General features: G+C 64.8%; 14 protein-coding genes. 11 read left to right on the top strand and 3 right to left on the bottom strand.

The features are described from left to right. The 5 genes from FBZ93_RS05010 to FBZ93_RS04990 are packed head-to-tail and all read left to right on the top strand — an operon-like array spanning position 1 to position 5026. A complete protein-coding gene (locus FBZ93_RS05010) occupies positions 1-1116 on the top strand; it encodes a glycosyltransferase family 4 protein (RefSeq protein WP_146984869.1) in 1116 nt (371 codons plus the stop codon). Then, entirely contained in the window at positions 1113-2405 is a 1293-nt protein-coding gene (locus FBZ93_RS05005) for an O-antigen ligase family protein (RefSeq protein ID WP_146984868.1), read from the top strand. Before FBZ93_RS05010 ends, FBZ93_RS05005 begins: the two co-directional genes overlap by 4 nt. Then, complete coding sequence (locus FBZ93_RS05000; protein ID WP_146984867.1) at positions 2402-3721, top strand: polysaccharide transporter; 1320 nt, start codon at positions 2402-2404, stop codon at positions 3719-3721. Before FBZ93_RS05005 ends, FBZ93_RS05000 begins: the two co-directional genes overlap by 4 nt. Further along, positions 3718-4341: a class I SAM-dependent methyltransferase gene (locus FBZ93_RS04995; RefSeq protein ID WP_146984866.1), complete on the top strand. Its 624-nt coding sequence runs from the start codon at positions 3718-3720 to the stop codon at positions 4339-4341. The genes FBZ93_RS05000 and FBZ93_RS04995 overlap by 4 nt, the downstream gene beginning before the upstream one ends. 13 nt (positions 4342-4354) lie before the next feature. After that, a complete protein-coding gene (locus FBZ93_RS04990) occupies positions 4355-5026 on the top strand; it encodes a class I SAM-dependent methyltransferase (protein ID WP_146984865.1) in 672 nt (223 codons plus the stop codon). Positions 5027-5047: 21 nt separating this feature from the next. On the opposite strand, the gene FBZ93_RS04985 is transcribed toward FBZ93_RS04990, so the two are convergent. From FBZ93_RS04985 to FBZ93_RS04975, 3 genes are all read right to left on the bottom strand, one after another. Further along, complete coding sequence (locus FBZ93_RS04985; protein ID WP_146984864.1) at positions 5048-5761, bottom strand: class I SAM-dependent methyltransferase; 714 nt, start codon at positions 5759-5761, stop codon at positions 5048-5050. An 8-nt stretch (positions 5762-5769) separates the two neighbouring features. Then, positions 5770-7080: a nucleotide sugar dehydrogenase gene (locus FBZ93_RS04980; protein ID WP_146984863.1), complete on the bottom strand. Its 1311-nt coding sequence runs from the start codon at positions 7078-7080 to the stop codon at positions 5770-5772. 97 nt (positions 7081-7177) lie between these two features. After that, on the bottom strand, positions 7178-8500 hold the full coding sequence (locus FBZ93_RS04975; RefSeq protein WP_146984862.1) for a glycosyltransferase family 4 protein: 1323 nt from the start codon (positions 8498-8500) through the stop codon (positions 7178-7180). Between the two features lie 117 nt (positions 8501-8617). Here FBZ93_RS04975 and FBZ93_RS04970 point away from each other — a divergent pair, with 117 nt between their 5' ends. The 6 genes from FBZ93_RS04970 (at position 8618) to FBZ93_RS41700 (ending at position 19294) form a co-directional block, all read left to right on the top strand. After that, positions 8618-9856 (top strand): glycosyl hydrolase, encoded by a 1239-nt coding sequence (locus tag FBZ93_RS04970; protein WP_246667369.1) that lies wholly within the window; start codon positions 8618-8620, stop codon positions 9854-9856. A 110-nt stretch (positions 9857-9966) separates the two neighbouring features. Next, complete coding sequence (locus FBZ93_RS04965; RefSeq protein ID WP_146984861.1) at positions 9967-12153, top strand: bi-domain-containing oxidoreductase; 2187 nt, start codon at positions 9967-9969, stop codon at positions 12151-12153. Further along, entirely contained in the window at positions 12150-14141 is a 1992-nt protein-coding gene (locus tag FBZ93_RS04960; RefSeq protein ID WP_146984860.1) for a heparinase II/III family protein, read from the top strand. Before FBZ93_RS04965 ends, FBZ93_RS04960 begins: the two co-directional genes overlap by 4 nt. Continuing rightward, positions 14138-15292 (top strand): glycosyltransferase, encoded by a 1155-nt coding sequence (locus FBZ93_RS04955; protein ID WP_146984859.1) that lies wholly within the window; start codon positions 14138-14140, stop codon positions 15290-15292. Before FBZ93_RS04960 ends, FBZ93_RS04955 begins: the two co-directional genes overlap by 4 nt. 671 nt (positions 15293-15963) lie before the next feature. Then, positions 15964-17235, top strand: coding sequence for a calcium-binding protein (locus FBZ93_RS04950; RefSeq protein ID WP_146984858.1), 1272 nt, complete (start codon positions 15964-15966; stop codon positions 17233-17235). A 196-nt stretch (positions 17236-17431) separates the two neighbouring features. Then, on the top strand, positions 17432-19294 hold the full coding sequence (locus FBZ93_RS41700; RefSeq protein ID WP_146984857.1) for a calcium-binding protein: 1863 nt from the start codon (positions 17432-17434) through the stop codon (positions 19292-19294). Positions 19295-19393 lie beyond the last annotated feature (99 nt).

Raw genomic sequence — 19393 nt, 5'->3', positions numbered from 1 at the left:
ATGGCGCCGCGCGTGGTCGTCTTCAACAACATGATCACCCCCTACACCAACCGGCTCTACAACGAGTTGGTCGATCGTGGACTGGATCTCGCGGTGCTGTCCTGCACCGCGCAGGAAGCCGATCGCTCGTGGGCGGGATCGTTCACGCCGCGCTACGCGACGCGCACGGTGCCCGGCGTCTCGATCCCGCTCTCGCGGTCGCGTCACACCCATCTCAACATCGGGATCGGGCGCGCCTTGAATGCGCTTGCGCCCGACCTTTTGTTCGTCAACGGGCTTTATCCCTCGATGCTAACAGGCGCGGCGTGGGCGCGCGCCAACGGCAAGGCGCTCGCGCTGACGATCGATGGCTGGCGCGAGACGATGCCCAATACGGCCTATCATCGGCTGGCGCGGCCATGGCTGCTGCGCCAGTGCGAGGCGGTCGTGTGCTGCAGCGACAAGGGCAGGGCGTATTTCCGTGGCGAGGGTGTGCGCGACGACGATCTGTTCGTGGTGCCGCTGGTGCCGGCATGGGATCCGCCGGAGACCGTCCCGGGCTTCCAGGACCGTCCATTTCATCTGCTTTGGTGCGCTCGGATCAATGACGACGCCAAGAATGCGATCTTCTTCGAGACCATCGCCATCGCGCTGGGCCGGGTCTTGCCTGGGCTCCGGGTCCGCGTGGTCGGGAGCGGCGCTGCCGAGCAGCGCATGCTGGCGCGGCTCGATGGCGCCGGCATCGATGTCCGCCACGACAGCTATGTGCCGTGGCAGGCGATATCGGAAGTCTTTCTGCAATCCCGGCTGCTGCTACTGCCCTCGTTGCTGGAGCCGTGGGGGCTGGTGTGCAACGAAGCCTTGCAGTGCGGAGTCCCGTGCCTGGTGTCGCCGCATGTCGGAGCTGGCGGCGAGTTGGTGCGCGACCACGTCAACGGCCATGTTTGCGCGCTTGATGAGCAGGCGTGGGTCGACGCGGCGCGCGGCCTGCTCGAACATCCCGCGCGTTGGGAGGCGATGTCGCAGCAGGCTCGGGAGAGCGTGCGAAAGAATGCGCTTGCCGACGCCGCGGCGCGCTTCATGGCCGCGGTCGATCATCTCGCGAGGGCGCCGGCCCGGCAGGAGGCCGTTCAATGATCGGCCGATGGTGGTTTCGAACCGATGTCTTTCTGCACGCCTATCTGGTGATGGTGCTGGGGTGCATCTATTTCCTGTTCAATTTCATCGAGGGCATCTCGTTCGCGGAACGGGCCGGGGAGTCCACGCTGTTCCGCATTGCGTGGCTGCTGCTCTATATCCTGCTGATGCTGCATGTTGCGGTCGATCGGAAGCGCTTCAGCCTGCTGATGCTGCAATCGCATCTCTATCTCTCATTCATGGCCTTTGCGCTGGTGTCGCTGGCGTTGAGCGCCGACCCCGCCGGCTCGTCGGTCAAGTTTGCGATGTATCTGCTCACCACGATGTTCTCGGCATGGGTCGTGGTCAGCTGCCCGGTCGACCGTCTCGTCGACACTTTGTTCCGGATCGGGATCGTGGTGCTGATCGTACACGTCCTGCTGTTTCCGGTGATCGGCTCGCAATGGGATTACGATCCGCTGCATCGGCCGACGGTGCTCGGAACCCAGGCCTATGCCGGCGTGTTCGGCCACAAGAATCTCGCGGGCGCATTCTTTGGCCTGATGGTGCTGATCTGTTTCGTGCGCATGCTGGCGGGGCCGCGCAAGCAGTTCGGCTGGTCGCTGTTGCTGATGGGATGTCATCTCTTTGCGCTCGCCGCGGCCGGCGCCGCCGGACCGCTGATCAGCATGCTGACTGCACTCGCCATCACTTTTGGGCTGCTGCTGGTGGTGCTCGGGCACAGAGGCGCTGCTTCGATCTACTGGCTTTGCCTCGCTTTCGTTGCGCTCGTTGTGTTCGCCGTGCCGAGCGACGAGTTGTACGGGCTGGTCGGCCGCAGCGGAAACCTGACCGGCCGCTCGTTCCTCTGGTCGGTCTGGCCGTACTTCTTCTGGCAACACCCCTGGCTCGGCTACGGCTTCTCGGGGTTCTTCAACGAACTGCCGAACTCGCCGGCGAACGAGCTGACCAGCATGGCGCCCTGGAATACCGAGTTCGGCTCATTCGAGAATTCCTATCTCGACGCCTTCCTCCAGTTCGGCCTGCTCGGCGGTGCGCTCTATATGCTGCTGCTGGCGCGCGCGTTGTGGAACACCATCGTCTTCACGTTCGAGCGGAAAGGGATGTACTGGCTCGCACCGTTTGCGATGCTGCTGTTTGTCGTGATCGCGTCGGCCAACGATTCGAGCCAGCTGCTGCACAATTACTTCGGCTGCGTGCTGGTGTTCTGGTGCTATTTCGGCCCGGAGGCCCGGCTGCAAACAGCGCCGCGGCGTGCGTTCGCCAGATTGCGTGTGAGTGAGGCGTGAGTGCGTTGACCGAAAGGCTCGACCGAATGGCGACCCAGACCCGGGTGGCTGGCGCCGTGGGCGGAGCGCTTCGCCGGCTGCGCCGCGTCGGGGGCAATGTCGCGCTCGGGCTGATCGACCAGGCGCTGCTCAGCGGCTCCGCCTTCTTGCTGACGATCGTGCTCGCCAATGTGCTCGATATCAATTCGTTCGGCCAATTCAGTATCGCCTGGTCGTTCTCGATCCTGATCGAGGCGGTGTTCCTGCGCGGCCTGTTCGACGACGGCCTGCCGGCGGCGGCGCATCGCATTCCGAAATCGCTGTGGCCGCAACTCCGGCTCGGCCTCTATCTGTCGTCGCTCGTTGTCTCGGCTGCGCTTGGCCTGCTGCTGGTGATTGCCGGTTCGGTGATCGTCGCGATTGGCGGCGAAGCAGGCGGGCTCGTGATCGCAACTGGGCTTGCGATCCCCGCCGTTCGGCTGCAAAGCATGTTCCGCCGCATCTGCTATCTCGACGGGCGATTGCCGCGCGCGGTGGCGTCCTCGCTGACCTATTGCGTGGCGCTCGTCGCCTCGGCCGGGCTGATGATCGTGCTCAAGCTCACTGGCGCCGCGGCGGCGATGGCGTGCATCGCGATCTCGGCGGCGCTCGCCGCCAGTCTGTTGCTGGCGCACACCGGTGAGCTGGCCCGGCCGCGCGCCGGAATTTTCCGCGGCTCGCTGCGCCGGCTGTTCAGGAATGGCCGCTGGTTCGTCGCGACCTCGCTGACCTACTGGATCGGCAGCATCGGGCTGATCCCGGTGTGCGGCGTCCTGATCGGGCTCGACGCGAGCGCATCGCTGCGGATCCTGCTCCTGCTGTTCGCGCCGCTGAGCCAGTTCTGCGCGACGATGTTCTCGGTCCGCCTGCCGGAGATCGCAGCCGGGCTGCGCGCCGGCAGGCGCGGCGCGGTCACCGCGGCCGCGCGCGAAAACGCCCTGCTGCTCGGGTCGGTCGCCGCCGCCTATGGCGCGGTGGTCGTGCTGTTCGGCCAGCGCATTCTTGCGCTCGTCATCCACGGACAGACTTACGAGATCGGCGCCGGCAGCCTCGCCTTGATGGGCGCGGCGATGGCGCTTGACGCCGTGTGGCTCGGCCTCGCGCTGCCGCTGTTCGCGACCGGCAAGCCGCAGCGCTTCATGCTGAGCCGGATTGCCGGCCTCGTCGCACTGTGCTGCGTGTTGCCGTTCGCGGCGCAGGCCTGGCAGGTGATGGGCGCGGTTGCGGCGATGGTGGCCTCCAGTGCGGCGTCGGTGATCACAGTAGTGCTGACCAATTCGGCGCGGGGGCAGGCATGACCGACGACAGGCGCGCCGCACTCCCGAGGTTGCATATCGGCGCCTTCAATTGCGGCATCGAAGGCTGGATCAACACCGACATCACGATGCATCAGTGGATCGCACGCCTGCCGTTCGCGGCGAAGGCGCTGCATCTCGCCGGCCTGCTGAGCGATGCCCGCTATGCCGAGCATCGCCAGGGCAGGTTTGCCCGGCTCCGCTATATGGACCTGACCAAGCCGTTGCCGTTCGCCGACGGCAGCCTCTCGGCGGTGTTCAGTGCGCATGTCTTCGAGCATCTGTTCCCTGATGAGGTCGGGCGGCTGGCGCGCGAGATCGCGCGGGTGCTGGCGCCCGGCGGGGTGTGCCGCATCGTCGTGCCCGACATGGAGAGGATCGTCGCGCTCTATGATCCCTCTGCGCCGCAGGCCTTCCTCAAGGGCGTGTTCGAGATCGAGCGTCGCAACGAGGTGGCCTTCGCGCATCACTGGGGCTATACGCGTGCCTCGCTCGCGGCGCTGTTTCATGACGCGGGATGTTCAGAGACCCATACGCGGGCGTATCGCGAGGGGGTCTGTCCCGACATCGACCGGCTCGACAATCGGCCGGACGAGTCGATCTTCTTCGAGGCCATCAAGTAGCAGGAGACTGACAGTGCTGGGCGCCATTCAGGCCCGATTTTCCAGTGCAGCACGCCAGCGGCGCGGCGAGTTCCTCGTCCGCACCGTGAATGTGCCGCTCAGTGCCAGGATTCTCGATCTCGGCGGCGGCACCGGCCGGCACATCCGCGCGATCCTGCCGTTTCATACCGACATCACTGTCTGCGACATCTCGGCCGAGGATCTGAAGACCGCGCGCGAGCGCTTCGGCTTCAAGACCGTGCTGCTGCAGGAGACCGAGCGCCTGCCGTTCGACGATCGGGCGTTCGATTTCTGCTTCTGTTCGTCGGTGATCGAGCATGTCACCGGGCCGAAGCAGGACGTCGTGACGATCGCGAGCGACGCGGATTTTCTGAATGTCGCGCGCGAACACCAGAACCGCTTTGCCGGCGAGATTTCGCGGGTCGCAAAATCCTTCTACGTGCAGACGCCGTACCGGTACTTTCCGATCGAGAGCCACACCTGGCTGCCGGGCATCATCGTACTGCTGCCAAGGCGGCTGCAGATCTCGCTGATCGAATTGTTCAACCGCTTCTGGTTCAAGCGGACCGCGCCTGACTGGCATCTGTTCGACTGGCGGGAGATGACGGAAACGTTTCCCGACGCGAAGATCTATCGCGAACGATATCTCGGCATGACCAAGTCGCTGATGGCGATCAAGGTTTGAGGCCGGCGCCTGCGCGCCGCATCAGCCGTCGCGGCGGGCCAGAATATTGATCAGCGTGCCGACCGTCGGCCGGCGATCGAGCGCCGGCGGCAGCGGGGAGCCGGCGAACCCGGTCGCCAGCATCGTGAGACCATGCTGTCGCAGCAGGCCTTGCATCACGGCCGGCGAGGCCTCGAATTTGGAGAAGGCGAGGTAGCGGAACAGCGGCCGCGCCGACGCGCGCGAGGAGGCCGCATGCGCGAGCTTGTAGCTCTGGCGCAGCAGCGATCCGCGGTTTGGAACCGAGACCAGCAGCAGTCCGCCGGGCCTGAGCACGCGATGGATCTGGGCGAGGCACTGCGCCACGTTGGGGACATATTCCAGCACGCTCGCGCAAAGCACGCCGTCGAAGGATCGATCCGCAAACGGCAGGTTTGCGATGGTCGGAATCTGCCGGAATGTGAGCCGTTCGGCCGGCGTGCCGTCGGCCAGGCCGCGGCGCGCCGCCGTGATCATCTCCGGCGAGGCGTCGACGCCGATGACGTCGCAGCCGCGTGCGGCGAGCAGGCGGGAGAGCGTCCCGGTGCCGCAACCTGCATCCAGCCAGCGCTGCCCGTCGAGGTCCGCGTTTCCGAGCAGATCGAACATCGCGGCGGTGCGCGCCCTGAAGGTGCGGCTCTGATGCAGCGTCTCCCACCCCGACGAAATCTCGTCGTGAAAGCGGATTTCGGGACGGTCGCGGGCCATGGTGGCCATGATGTTTCCTACCAGTGGAAGCCGCTCACTCGGGCGCTGACTTCAGCGGGCAGTCCGATATCAGATAGTTCGAGCACGGTCTGGTCTGGGCGGCTTGCCTTCAGCGCCGCGACGAAGCGCGGATCGGCCGTCGTCAGCACGATGATGTCGGCCCATTCGATCGTCTCCGCCACGTCGTCATGCAGCAGGCCGACCAGGTCCGGGTTGCGCATCAGGAAGTCCCGGTTGGCGCCGATCAGCTGCGATAACTGCACATTGGGGTCGTAGATCCGGATCTCGCGCTGCTCGCCGCGCAGGCCTTTGACCAGTTCGACAAACGGGCTATCGCGCACATCGTCAGTGCCCGCCTTGAAGCTGATGCCGAGGAAGGCGATGCGGCGGCCCTCATGCGACAGGATCCAGTCGGCGCCGCGCGACATGATCATGTCGTTGCTCGGCAGGATGCTTTCGAGCACCGGGGTCGACAGCCCGCGGCTGTGCGCCAGATGCTTCAACGCCTTGACGTCCTTGGGCAGGCAGGAGCCGCCGAAGGCAAAACCCGGCCGCAGGTAAGCCGGCGAGATGTTGAGCCGCGTGTCCTGCAGGAAGATGTTCATGACGTCGCGGCCGTCGATGCCGAGGGTCTTCGCGATCGTGCCGATCTCGTTGGCGAAGCTGACCTTCAGCGCGTGCCAGCTGTTGTCGACATATTTGGCGAGTTCCGCAGTCTCGACCGGCGGGGTGATCTTGGCGCCGGGCAGGTCCTTGTAGAGCGCCATGACGCGGTCGGCAGTTTCCTGGTTGAAGGCGCCGACCACGGTCTTCGACGGCGCGTTGAAATCCGCAATGGCGCTGCCTTCGCGCAGGAACTCGGGATTGAAGGCGAGGTCGAAATCACGCCCGATCTTGTTGCCGGAGGCTTCCTCGATCAGCGGCCCGACGGTGCCGCGGGTGGTGCCGGGCAGCACGGTGGAGCGGATCGTCACGGTGTGCGGCGCGTTCTTTGCGCGTAAACCACGGCCGATCTCGATCGCGACCTGCCGGATCGCGGTCAGGTCGAGATTGCCATTGCCGGATGACGGCGTGCCGACACAGACCATCGATATGTCGCTGTTGACGATCGCCTCGGTGGCGTCGGTGGTCGCGGTCAATTGACCGGTTGCAACGGCGCGCGCCACCTTGTCCGAGATGCCCGGCTCGATCACCGGCGATCTGCCTTTGCGGATCAGATCGACTTTCGCGACGCTCTTGTCGACGCCGATGATCTGGTGGCCGAGTTCGGTGAAGCAGGCGGCGCAGACCGTCCCGACATAGCCAAGGCCGAAAATGCTGACGTTCATGCTTCGACCTTCAATAGCGCAGGGACTTGCAATAACGCAGGGACTTGTGCGCGGCCGTGGCCGCGTCGCGTTTGGCGTGAGTGAGGCGGCAGGGCATTCAACGCGAGGCCCGCCCGGCGGCCGCATTGGCGTTGACGCCGGAGTTTTGTGACGCGGGCCGCTCGCTGGCCGCGCTCGTGCGTGGCGCGCGGCTCTGCCAGGAAACCTTCCAAGGGATTTTCCTGGCGAACAGCGCCTCATAGGCGGCGAGCAGCTTCGGTTCCTCATGCGTCCAGGACAATGCGCGCTCGACGCGGCTGCGGCCAAAGGCCCCCATCGACTGCCGCAGCGAGGAATCATCGATCAGCGTGATGATCTTGCTGGCGAAATCCTGCGGGTCGTTCTTCGCCGCATAGAGCGAGGCATCGAGCGCGGAGCGGCGGCCTTCGCGGACGTCGAACTGAACGATCGGCCGTCCGAGCGCCATGTATTCCATGATCTTGTTCATGGTGGAGATGTCGTTCATCGGCGTGACGCGGTCCGGATTGACGCAGACGTCAGCGGTCGAGAGCATCGTGAACAGCGCATCGTCGGCGATCGCGCCGGTGAAGTTCACGTAGTCGGACAGCCGCATCTCTTCGCAGAGCTTGACCACCGCATTCCACTCCGGCCCGGTGCCGGCGATGTTGAACTGGATGTCGGTGCGTCCGAGATCGTGCACGATATGGCCGATCGACTGCAGCAGCAGATCGATGCCTTCGGACTGGCCGATCACGCCGACATAGCCGACGCTGTAGCGCCGGCCGCGGCGCCAGGCCGGATCGGCCGGGCGGGAGCGCACGCGGTCGAGATTGGGCCCGGAGCGCACCACGAAGACGCGATTGGCCGGCATCCGGCCGCGCGTGATCGCGATCTCGCGATAGGATTCGTTGGTCGCGATCGAGATGCTTGCGGTCTTGAAGGTGAGATATTCGACCAGCCGCAGCAGATGCCAGAACATGTCCCTGCGGCCGAATTTCGCCTCATAGAGCTCGGGATTGACGTCGTGATGATCGAACACGAAGCGCTTGCCGCCGAGCTTGAACAACAGGCCGATCACGAAGATCAGGTCGGGCGGATTGCAGCCCTGGATCACGTCGAAGCCGTGCTTCCACGCCACCTTGATCGCAAGCAGCGTCTCCCAGAACAGTGCGACCGGGTATTCGATGAGATAGGCGGCGATCCCGCGCGCCTCGACCGGCATCGGATGGCGGTAGATGTGAATGCCCTCGAGGCATTCGTAAGCTTCGTCATGACCGCGCCCTTTCGGGCAGATCACCGAAACTTCATAGCCTGCCTTGCGCAGCGACGTTGCCTCGCACCACACCCTGCGATCGAAAGGAACCGGAAGGTTCTCGACGATGATCAGGATCCGCCGCGGTGATGGTTCAGCTCTCGACATCTGCGATGATCTATACCATTGACCTAACAGCATCACAATCCGACTAACATCGGCATTAACATACGCGGCTTGCATGATGCAATCCCGGCACCGATGTGACGGCGACGAGACAGGGACATGGCAGGCAGAGTGAGGGATTGGGGTCAAAGGGCGTTGATTGCACTGGTTTTGAGCACGGCGCTGCCGCTTGCCCATAAATGGCCGCTGCAGTGGAGCGGCGCGGCCGCAAACGATGCGCTCAATGTGAGCCGTGTGAATGCCGTGATCCCGCCGTCGCTTTTCGGCATGACGATCAACGCGATCGGACAGTCGCAACCATGGCCCGAGCTGAAATTCGACGGCGTTCGGCTGTGGGGCGCGATTTACTGGGCGCAGATCAACCCGGCGCCCGGCATCTACAATTGGGCGCGCTTCGACGCCATCCTTGCGGCGGCCGAGCGCGAGCATGTCGAGATCGTGCTCAATCTCGCCTACACGCCACGCTGGGCCGCGTCGGTGAAAGATGCGCCGCCGGCGTTCACGCCCGGCGCAAGCTCGCCGCCCGCCGATCTCGCGTCATGGGATGAATGGGTGCGCGCCGCCGTCACCCGTGCCGCCGGCCGCATCAAATACTGGGAAATCTGGAACGAGCCCGAGGATCCCAAATATTACTCCGGCGACATCGCGACCATGGTCCAGATGCAGAAGCGGGCCTATCAGATCATCAAGGCCAGCGATCCCAGCCTGACCGTGCTGACGCCGCCGTCCAACGGCACGCCGGACGGCTATCGCTGGCAAAAGGCCTTCATGGCGCAAGGCGGCGGACAATATGCCGACGTGTTCGCGTTCCATGGTTATACGAGCGAACCCGAAGCCGTGCTCGGAATCATCGCGCGCTTCAAGCAGATCCTCGCCGCGCATGATCTATCCGCACGGCCGATCTGGGACACCGAGGCCGGCTGGTCGTCCTATGAAGACAATCCGGACGGGTGCCTGGCGCGCGCCTACATCCTGAAATGGATCGGCGGCGTCGACCGGTTCTATTGGTACGAGTTCGCCGGCGGCGGCAGCGATTTTGGAAAATTATGGGATCCGGCGCGCGGGCTGCTTCCGAGCGGAGTGGCCTACCGCACCGTCCAGTCATGGTTGGTCGGCGCCAGCGTCGTGAGCGCAGCCAGGACGTCGCCGTCGACCTGGCGCGTCGAGCTTCGCATGCCGGATGGCCGCAACGGTCTGATCCTCTGGAGCACCAAGGGGCGGTCCTCCTATCGGGTCGACCCGCGTTTCAGCCGTTACCAGGGCCTCGATGGTGGCGAAGGAGCCGTCGCCAATGGCGAGATTGAAATCTCGCCCAAACCGGTTCTGCTGCTGGAATGATAGGAATGTTAATCTGCAAGTCATGAAGTAACTTTGATGATATTCCCGGCTTCATTGCGGGTGGCGGGCGCGATACAAGAGCGCTGTTAACTTGAGGCGATTGACCGACTGTGAAGCAGATCGCGCAGAACTATAAGAGCGGCGAGCTCAAGCTGATCGACGTGCCGGCGCCGCGCTGCCGCCCCGGCGGGGTCCTGGTGCGCACGGCGTTCTCGGCGGTATCGACCGGCACCGAGATGATGAAGTTCACCGAAGGCCGCCTGTCGCTGCTCGGCAAGGCGCGTGCGCGCCCCGACCAGGTGGCCAAGGTGATGCGCTCGGTCCGCCAGCAGGGACTGGTTGCGACCTATCAGAAGGTGATGAACCGCCTCGATTCCTACACGCCGCTCGGTTATTCGCTGTCGGGCACCGTCGTGGAGGTCGGCGAGGGCGTCGGCGGCTTTTCGGTCGGGCAGCGGGTGTGCTGCGGCGGCAATCAATATGCAACCCATGCTGAATATAATTGGGTGCCGGTGAACCTCTGCGTGCCGCTGCCGGACAGTGCCGCGCTCGACCAGGCCGCATTCGCCACGATCGCCTCGATCGCGCTGCAGGCGATGCGCCAGTCCGAGATTCGTTTCGGCGAGACCGCCTGCGTGATCGGCCTCGGCCTGATCGGGCAAATCATGGTGCGCCTGCTGCGCAGCGCCGGTGTCGTGGTCACCGGGCTCGACCGGCTCGAGGCGCGCTGTCGTCAGGCCGAGGCTGCGGGCGCCGCGATCTGCGCGGTCGCATCTGACGATGCCGCGGCCTCCTTTCGCGCGCGGATCGATCAGCTGACGGCAGGAAACGGTATCGACTGCGTGTTCATCACGGCGGGCAGCGACGATCCCGATCTCGCCTCGCGTTCGGCAGCACTGCTGCGCGACCGCGGCCGCATCGTCGATATCGGCAAATGCACGCTGAACCTGCCGTGGAACGAGTTCTACGACAAGGAGCTCGACGTTCGCTTCTCGCGCTCCTACGGCCCTGGCCGCTACGATCCGCTCTACGAGGAGGGCGGCATCGACTATCCGATCGGCCATGTGCGCTGGACCGAGAAGCGCAACATGGAGGCGATCGTCGCGCTGCTTGCCGATGGACGGCTCGACTTTTCGTCGCTGATTTCCGAAGCCGTGCCGCTGGAGCAGGCGACGTCGGCGTTCGAGCGCATGAGCCGGGGCGAGGTCGGCCTCGGCATGGTGTTCGCCTATCCGGACGCGGCTCCGCGCGCGATCCAGATGATCTATCGTCCGGCCGTTGCCCTGCGCGGCGGCCGGGTGCGGCTCGGCGTCATCGGCGCGGGCAATTATGCCTCCAGCATGTTGTTGCCACAGCTTGCCAATCACGCGCGCGCCGATCTCGTCGAAGTCGCTACCAACACCGGCCTCAGCGGCGCCACCGCGGTGCGCAAGTTCGGCTTTGCGCGGGCCTCGACGGATGCGGGCTCGGTGCTCGAGGCCGACGACATTGATGCCGTGCTGATCGCGACGCGTCACGCCTCCCATGCCGGCCTCGCGATCCGAGCGTTGCGCGCCGGCAAGGCGGTGTTCGTCGAAAAGCCGCTGGCGATCGACACCGATGCACTCGATCAATTGGAGCAGGTGGTCCGCGAGACCGGCAACGACCGGCTGATGGTCGGCTTCAACCGCCGCTTCTCGCCGCTGCTGTTGGGCATGCGTGCGGCGTTCGCGCCGACAGGGCCGCAGACCCTGCAATATCGCGTCATCGCCGGCCCGCTGGAGAAATCATCCTGGTATCTGCAGGCCGAGAGCGAAGGCAGCCGCTTCGTCGGCGAAGGCGGGCATTTCATCGACGTGCTGTCGTGGTGGCTCGGCGCCGGGCCGGTGCGCGTCTCTGCAAGTACGGCGGGCAAGGATGTCGACAATCTCGTCGCCACCTTCGACTTTGCCGACGGGTCGGTCGCGAGCCTCAGCTATCTCACCGGCGGCGATGCGCGGGTGCCGAAGGAGGCGCTCGAAATCTCGGCAAGCACGGGCTTTGCCGTCTTCGACAATTTCTCGGGCTTCGAGGTTTGGCACGCCGGACAACGCACGGCGAAGACCGCGCGGCTCGACAAGGGGCAGCGGCCGATGCTGGATGCCTTCGTCACGGCGGTGGCATCGGGGGCCGCGATGCCGATCGCGCTGGATTCGCTGATTGCGACCACCCGCGCAACGCTCGTAGTGCAGGAGAGTGCGGCTGCGGGGATGCCGGTCGATCTGACGATCGGCGCGACAGGGAAGGGCGCAGCGCGCGCCTCGACCGCGTTGAGATGAATCCGGCCTGGTATTTGCGCCGGCTGCAGCGCATGGAGCCGTCCGAGCTTGCCGGACGGGTGAACGATCAGGTGCTGCGTCTGCTCTGGCGCATCACGCCGCCCGACATCGCGCGACATGCCGGCGCCAGGCTCGCGCCGGGCCCTCGGCGGCCGCGGCTGAAGCCGTTGCCGTCGCCGGTGGACGCGCCGCGGCAAGCTGCCCAGCGGCTGATCCAGAGCGCGGAGCGGATTCTCGCCGGCCATTGGCGGATCTTTGCCAGGGATCATGGTGCGCTCGGCGAAACGCCCGACTGGTTCGTCGATGTCCGCAGCGGCAAGCGGGCGCCCGCGGATATGTATGCGTTTGCGGTTCCCTATCGCGACGAGGCTGCGGTCGGAAACATCAAATACATCTGGGAGCCGTCGCGTCACCATCATCTTACGGTGCTGGCATCAGCGTATTACCTGACCTCGGACGAGCGCTATGCCGGGCGCGTGGCCGAGCATCTCACAAGCTGGTGGCGCGAAAATCCGTTCCCGCGCGGCCCGCACTGGATCAGCGGCATCGAGCTTGGCGTGCGGCTGATCTCGTGGGCCTGGGTGCGCCAGCTGCTGCAGAACTGGCCCGGCGCCCCCGCGTTGTTCGAGGACAACGACCTGTTCGTGACACAGCTCTACGCGCATCAATTCTGGTTGTCGCAGTTCCCGAGCCGTGGCTCCTCCGCCAACAATCACGTGATCGCGGAGGCGGCCGGACAGTTCGTGGCGGCCTGCGTGTTTCCGTTCTTCCGCGACAGCGCGCGATGGCGCGAGCAATCCGCCGGCACGCTGGCATACGAAGCCGTTGCGCAAACGCTTGGCTGCGGCAGCAATGGAGAGCTTGCGACCGACTATCACGGCTTTGTCCTCGAGCTGCTGTTTGCCGCGGCGGTGCAGGGCGAATCGTCGGGACATCCGCTCGACGATGCGGTCTGGACCACGATGTGCCGCATGAGCGACGTCATTGCCGCGATGCTGGACGATCGCGCGCACCCGCCGCGGCAGGGCGATGGCGACGACGGCATCGGCCTGTTGCTCGACGATCACGCCGGCAATCGCTGGCTCGGGCTGCTCGCCACCGGCGCGCGCCTGTTCGGCGCTCTGCCATGGTGGCCCGATCTGCCGGAGCCCGATCTGCGCACGTTCCTTCTGACCGACGGCGTCAACGCGCGTGCGATCGCAGCGCGGCCTGCGCGCCGCCCGCATTTGCTCGATGCGGCGGGGCAGACGTTTCTGGTCGATGCCGACAGGGCGGTGTGGTGCCGCTGCGATCACGGTCCGCATGGCTTCGGTCGCATTGCGGCGCATGCCCATGCGGATGCGCTGTCGCTTGAATGCAGGATCGGTGGGGTCGAGATCTTCGCCGACCCCGGCACCTATTGCTACCACGGCGATCCGCGCTGGCGCGCCTACTTCCGCTCCACGCTGGCGCACAACACACTCTGCCTGTTGGCGCGCGACCAGTCGGCGTCCGGCGGACCGTTCCTCTGGACGCGGCATGCGCAGAGCCGGCTGGTCGCCTCAAGCGGCCTGGATGATCGTGATGCGGACGCAAGCTGGGTCGCGGAGCATTCGGGATATCAGGACGAGGCCGGTCTCGTGCATCGGCGCTCGGTGCGATTGCAGCGTCAGGCGATGCGGCTCGTCGTCACGGATATTGTGCTTGCCGATGAAGGGCCTGCGGTGCCGGCGAGCCTCAGCTGGCATCTCGGTCCTGATGTGGAATGCAGGCTCGATGGGCACAGGGCGCTGCTCGCATGGCCCGGCGGACGCGGCGAGCTCGATCTGCCGGAGGGGCTCGGCTGGACATCGTATCGCGGTGACGAGGCCATGCCGGCCGGCTGGTATTCGCCGTCCTTCGATCTCAAGGTGCCGGCGACGACGCTGATCGGCTCCGGTACGCTCGCTACCGGCCAAGATCTGGTGACCGAGCTGCGCTGGGTTCCCGATCCGGCGCGCCGGTCATGAAGATTCTGGTCGCGCACAACAGGTATCAGGGACGCGGCGGCGAGGACGTCGTGTTCGAAGCGGAAGTCGACCTGCTGCGCGGCGCAGGACACAGCGTTGAAACCCTCACGGTCAGCAACGAAGCGATCAACTCGCTCGCCGCGCGGATTGCGACGACGCTGTCGATCGCCGACAATATGCGGGGAAAACAGGCCATGGCGGAGGCCATCGAGCGCTTCCGCCCCGACATCGTGCACGTTCACAATTTTTTCCCGCTGCTGTCGCCCGCCGTGTTCGACGTCTGCCGGCAAAGGCGCGTGCCTGCGGTGGTGACGCTGCACAATTATCGCACCATCTGCACCGGCGGCATGCTGCTGCGCGATGGCCGCATCTGCCACAAGTGCCTCGACCGCGGTCATCTCTGGGGCGTCGCCCATCGCTGCTACCGCGGATCGTTGCCGGGCTCGCTGGCCTCGGCCTACATGATCGCGCAGCATCAGCGCCGCGGCACCTGGACCCATCCCGGCCTGCGCCTGATCGCGCTGACGCAGTTTGCCCGCACCCTGTTCGCGCAAGCAGGCTTCGACGCAGGCCGGATCGATGTGAAGCCGAACTTCATGGCCGATCCGGGAGCGCCTGATCCGGCCACGCCGCGCGCCGGGCTGCTCTATGTCGGGCGGCTGAGCCGCGAGAAGGGCGTCGGCGTGCTGCTCGACGCCGTTGCGGGGACCGATGTGCCCTTGCGGATCGTGGGCGAGGGGCCGGAACGCGCCGCGCTCGAGGCCCGCGCGCCCGGTCATGTCAGTTTCCTCGGCGCGCGCTCGCGCGCGGAGGTGCTTCGGGAAATGGCCAACGCCCAGGCATTGGTCGTGCCGTCGCTATGGTACGAGGGATTTCCCATGGTGGTGGTCGAGGCCTTCGCACGGGGCACGCCGGTGATCGCATCCGAGATCGGCGGGCTTGCCGAGGTGGTGAGCGCCGGCAAGACCGGCGCGCTGGCGCCGGCGGGCGACGCGGCCGCGCTGAGAAACCGGATTACTGACCTTCTGGCCGTCCCTGATCGCGCCGCGGCATGGGGGCAGGCCGCGCGGGCCGTCTATCTCGCGCGCTACGCGCCGGATGAGAATCTCCGGCTGCTCGAGGCCATCTACGCGCGCGCCGCGGCTGAATGAGCGATGCAGGCGGTTGCTCCGCCGGGTCGGGCGCCGTCCTGCGCGGTTCCTGCGTCGTCGTCCCTAACGGGGCGCGGCAAATCTGATGTTAATTTGTTATGTCGGGCGCTTGCTCTGACGCCGGCGGCTTCGACAAGGTGGTCGGATTGCTCCCGATTCTGCGATCGATTCCCCGATTTTTGCTCGCCCGGAGCTCTGGTCTGCAACCGGAACCAGCCATAACACAGGTCAGACCGCCGGCCGGTTGTGAAGTTTGACGCTTTTTTGCAAAAGCTCTCATGCGGCGCAGAAATATTTTTTCAGAGCAGAAAATCGCTTCGAAGCACGCACAACATCAGTGAAATTCCGGGCTTTTGCGCGATCCCGAGGGCCGATGAAACCCCGTATAATCACTACCCTTTTTTGCGTCGCGGCTAACATTTGAGATTTGCCTGCGCTGAATGTTAGCGCAGGTGCGAAGTGGTGCTAAGTCTCACATAAATCAGATGGAACCAGTCGTTAATGGCGCATTGCTGATTGACACTCCGGCATTGCGGACTTAACAATGGACTTAACAAGTTCGTAACGTATGTCCACATTTGAGCTGCGTCGCAACAAACCAGTTGTGATTCAACAGCTTAGGTGCGGACGAGCGGCTTGAATCCTCGTATCCCAAAGCAGGGGCTACATCGATGGCGACTTACAATCTCGACCAGACTGACCTCAAACACGCGATCAACTCCACGATCGATCACGCGACCCAGCAACAGATCTTCAACTATCTGATCAACTCGGGCATCGGCTACACCAACCCGGATGACGGAACGGCCGTCCCGGTGCAGGTGGGTGCGGGCATCTCCAACCCGGATCCGTCGGCCAATGTTCTTATCGAAACCAACGCCAATAACACCGTCAACACAGACGCCAACCTGAAGGCCATCATCGAGGCCACCAACAGCGACGTGACGCTGTCGGTCAACGGCAGCACCCCGGTGCTCGTCGCGACCGGCTCCGGCAACGATCAGGTCTTCATCAACAACACCGGTGATACGACGGTTCTCGCCGGCGCCGGCAATGACACGATCTTCGGTGGTGCGGGTCACGACTCGCTCAGCGGCGGCGCCGGCAACGACGTGCTGATCGACAATGCTTCCGGTCACAGCACGCTGGATGGCGGCTCTGGCAACGATCTGCTGGTCGGCACCGGCTCCGACACGCTGCTCGGCGGCTCCGGCAACGACACGCTTTACGGCGGTACCTCGTCTGATCTGGCGGGCGGTCGCGGCAACGACGTGTTGGTTGGCGGTACGGGCAACAACCTGCTCAGTGGCGGTGCCGGCAACGACGCGCTCTACTCGAACTCGGATGCCTCGCACGGCTCGAGGCTCGACGGCGGCGCGGGCAACGACTCGCTGTATGGCGGTGCGGGTGCGGACACGCTGTATGGCGGCGCCGGCAACGACCTGCTGGTCGGCGGTACCGGCACTGTTGCCGAGTACGGCGGCGCCGGCAAGGACGTGCTCTACTCGGGTAGCGATGCGTCGCATGCGACCTCGCTCTATGGCGGTGACGGCAATGACTCGCTCTACGGCGGTGCCGGCAACGACACGCTCTATGGCGGCTCCGGCAACGATACGCTGGTCGCCGGTTCGGGCAACCAGACGCTGATCGGCGGCGACGGCAAGGACTCGTTCGTCGGCTCCGCCACCGGTACGGCCTCGATGGTGGGCGGCTCTGGCCAGGATTACTTCTACCTGTCCAACCTCCACAGCAGCGACACCATTGACGGTGGTGCCGGCAACAAGGACTCCCTGACCTTCCTGGATCACTCTTCGACCGACGTGACCGGCATCACCGCCGGCAAGGACGGTTCTCTGGACGTCAACTTCAGCAACGGCCAGACGACCCAGATCAGCAACATCGAATACCTGATCTTCAACGATGGTCACTCGACCAAGCTGTAAGATCCCAGGTCTGCACGACTAGCTCTTCACTGAGCGAAGGCGCCGCCTCAACCCTGGTTGAGGCGGCGCTTTTTTGGGGCGGCATGTGGCGCTCTGATATGATAACCTTGAGTAGTGCGACGGGCTGCTCTCACGTGAGTTTTCGAGAGAGCTAACGAATGGCTTGAATCCTTGTATTCCAACCAGGACTACGTCGATGGCGACTTCCCATCTGAACCAGACCGACCTCGAAGCGGCGATCAGCTCCACCATCGATCAAGCGACCCGGCAGCAGATTCTGGATTATCTGATTGGCGCGGGGATCGGTTACACCAGCCCGGATGACGGTGCGACGATCCCGGTCCAGCAGGGGGCTGCCATCAGCAACCCGGATCCGGACGCCAATGTTCTGATCGAAATCAATCCCGACAATACGGTTTATCTCGACGCCAATCTGAAGGCGATCATCGAAGCCACCAATAGCGACGTGACGCTGTCGGTGATCGGCAGCGGCCCGGTGCTGGTCGCGACCGGCGCCGGAAACGACTATGTCTCCTTTATGAGCAGCAGGGGTACGGATTTTATCGGCGATGCGACGGTTTTTGCCGGCGCCGGCAACGATACGGTGGTCGGTGGTGGCCCGTCGGAACTGTATGGCGATAGCGGCGACGACGTGCTGGTGTCGGGCAGCGTGGAGGGCGGCAAACCCAGCACGCTTTACGGCGGTACCGGAAACGACACGCTGGTTGGTGGTTGGGGCGAGGATAGCCTGTATGGCGGCGCCGGTGACGACTGGTTGAGCGCGGGTCCGGGTCTTAGCTACGAGGTTCTCGACGGCGGCCCGGGCAATGACACCCTCGTCGGAGGCCAATACTTGCTCGGCGTTGGGGGCTTCGGCGGCGAGCTCGACGGCGGCGCCGGCGACGACGTGCTCTACGCGGGTGAGTGGGTGCGTCCAGGCTCGATGATGATGCTGTCGGGCGGCGACGGCAACGACACGCTGTATGGCGCTGCGAGTGCCCTTGCCAACACGATGGATGGCGGCGACGGCAACGACCTGCTGGTTGGCAGCGCCGGCACTGTTGCGGAGTACGGTGGCAGCGGGAACGACATTCTCTATTCAAACGCGCGTGACTTGTTGGGGGTCGTGCTCGAAGGCGGTGCGGGCGACGACACGCTGGTTGGTGGTGTCTTTGCTGGTAGCGAAACGCTGCATGGCGACGCCGGCAACGACGTGCTGGTTGGCGCCGCCGAGACCGGTTCCGAATACGGCGGCAGCGACAACGACATGCTCTACTCGGGCAGCACTGCGGGGGGCGGCTCGTACCTCTCTGGCGATGACGGCAACGACTCGCTCTACGGCGGAGCGGGTACCGACATTCTGGATGGCGGTACCGGCAACGACATGCTGGTTGGCGGCGCTGGCAACGACACGCTGTACGGCCGCGCCGGCGACGACGTGCTCTACTCGGGCAGCGATGCGGTCCACCGGACCATGCTTGATGGCGGTGACGGCAATGACGTGCTCCATGGCGGCGCCGGCAACGACACGCTGCAAGGCGGCGCCGGTAACGACACGCTGATCGGCGGCAAGGGGACCCGTGACGAGTACGGCGGCAGCGGCAACGACGTGCTCTACTCGGGCAGCGAGGCGTCGCGCGCGAGCTGGCTTGTTGGCGGTGACGGCAACGACGTGCTCTATGGCGGCGCCGGCAACGACTCGCTGTATGGCGGCGCCGGTAACGATACGCTGATCGCCGGTTCGGGCCACCAGTGGCTGATGAGCGAAGGCAATGACGGGTCGTCGTTCATCGGCTCCGCCACTGGTACGGCCACGATGGTTGGCGGCGGCGGTCAGGACTACTTCTACCTGTCCAATCCGCACAGCAGTGACACGATCGACGGCCGTGGCGGCAACAAGGATTCGCTGACCTTCCTGGATCACGCCTCGGCCGATCTGACCGGTATCAGCGCCGGCAACAATGGTTTTCTGGAGGTCAGCTTCAGCAACGGTCAGGTGACCCACGTCACCAACATCGAGTACCTGATCTTCAACGACGGTCAATCGATCAGGCTGTAGGATCCCGGATCTGCACGACCAGCTCTTCACTGAGCGAAGGCGCCGCCTCAACCCAGGTTGAGGCCGCGCTTTTTGCGATTGCAGGTGGTGATATCAAAT

Source organism: Bradyrhizobium macuxiense (assembly GCF_007993935.1).
Taxonomy (GTDB): Bacteria; Pseudomonadota; Alphaproteobacteria; order Rhizobiales; family Xanthobacteraceae; genus Bradyrhizobium; species Bradyrhizobium macuxiense_A.
The sequence above is the reverse complement of the archived record's forward strand: the minus strand, read 5'-3'. Positions and strand labels throughout refer to the sequence as shown.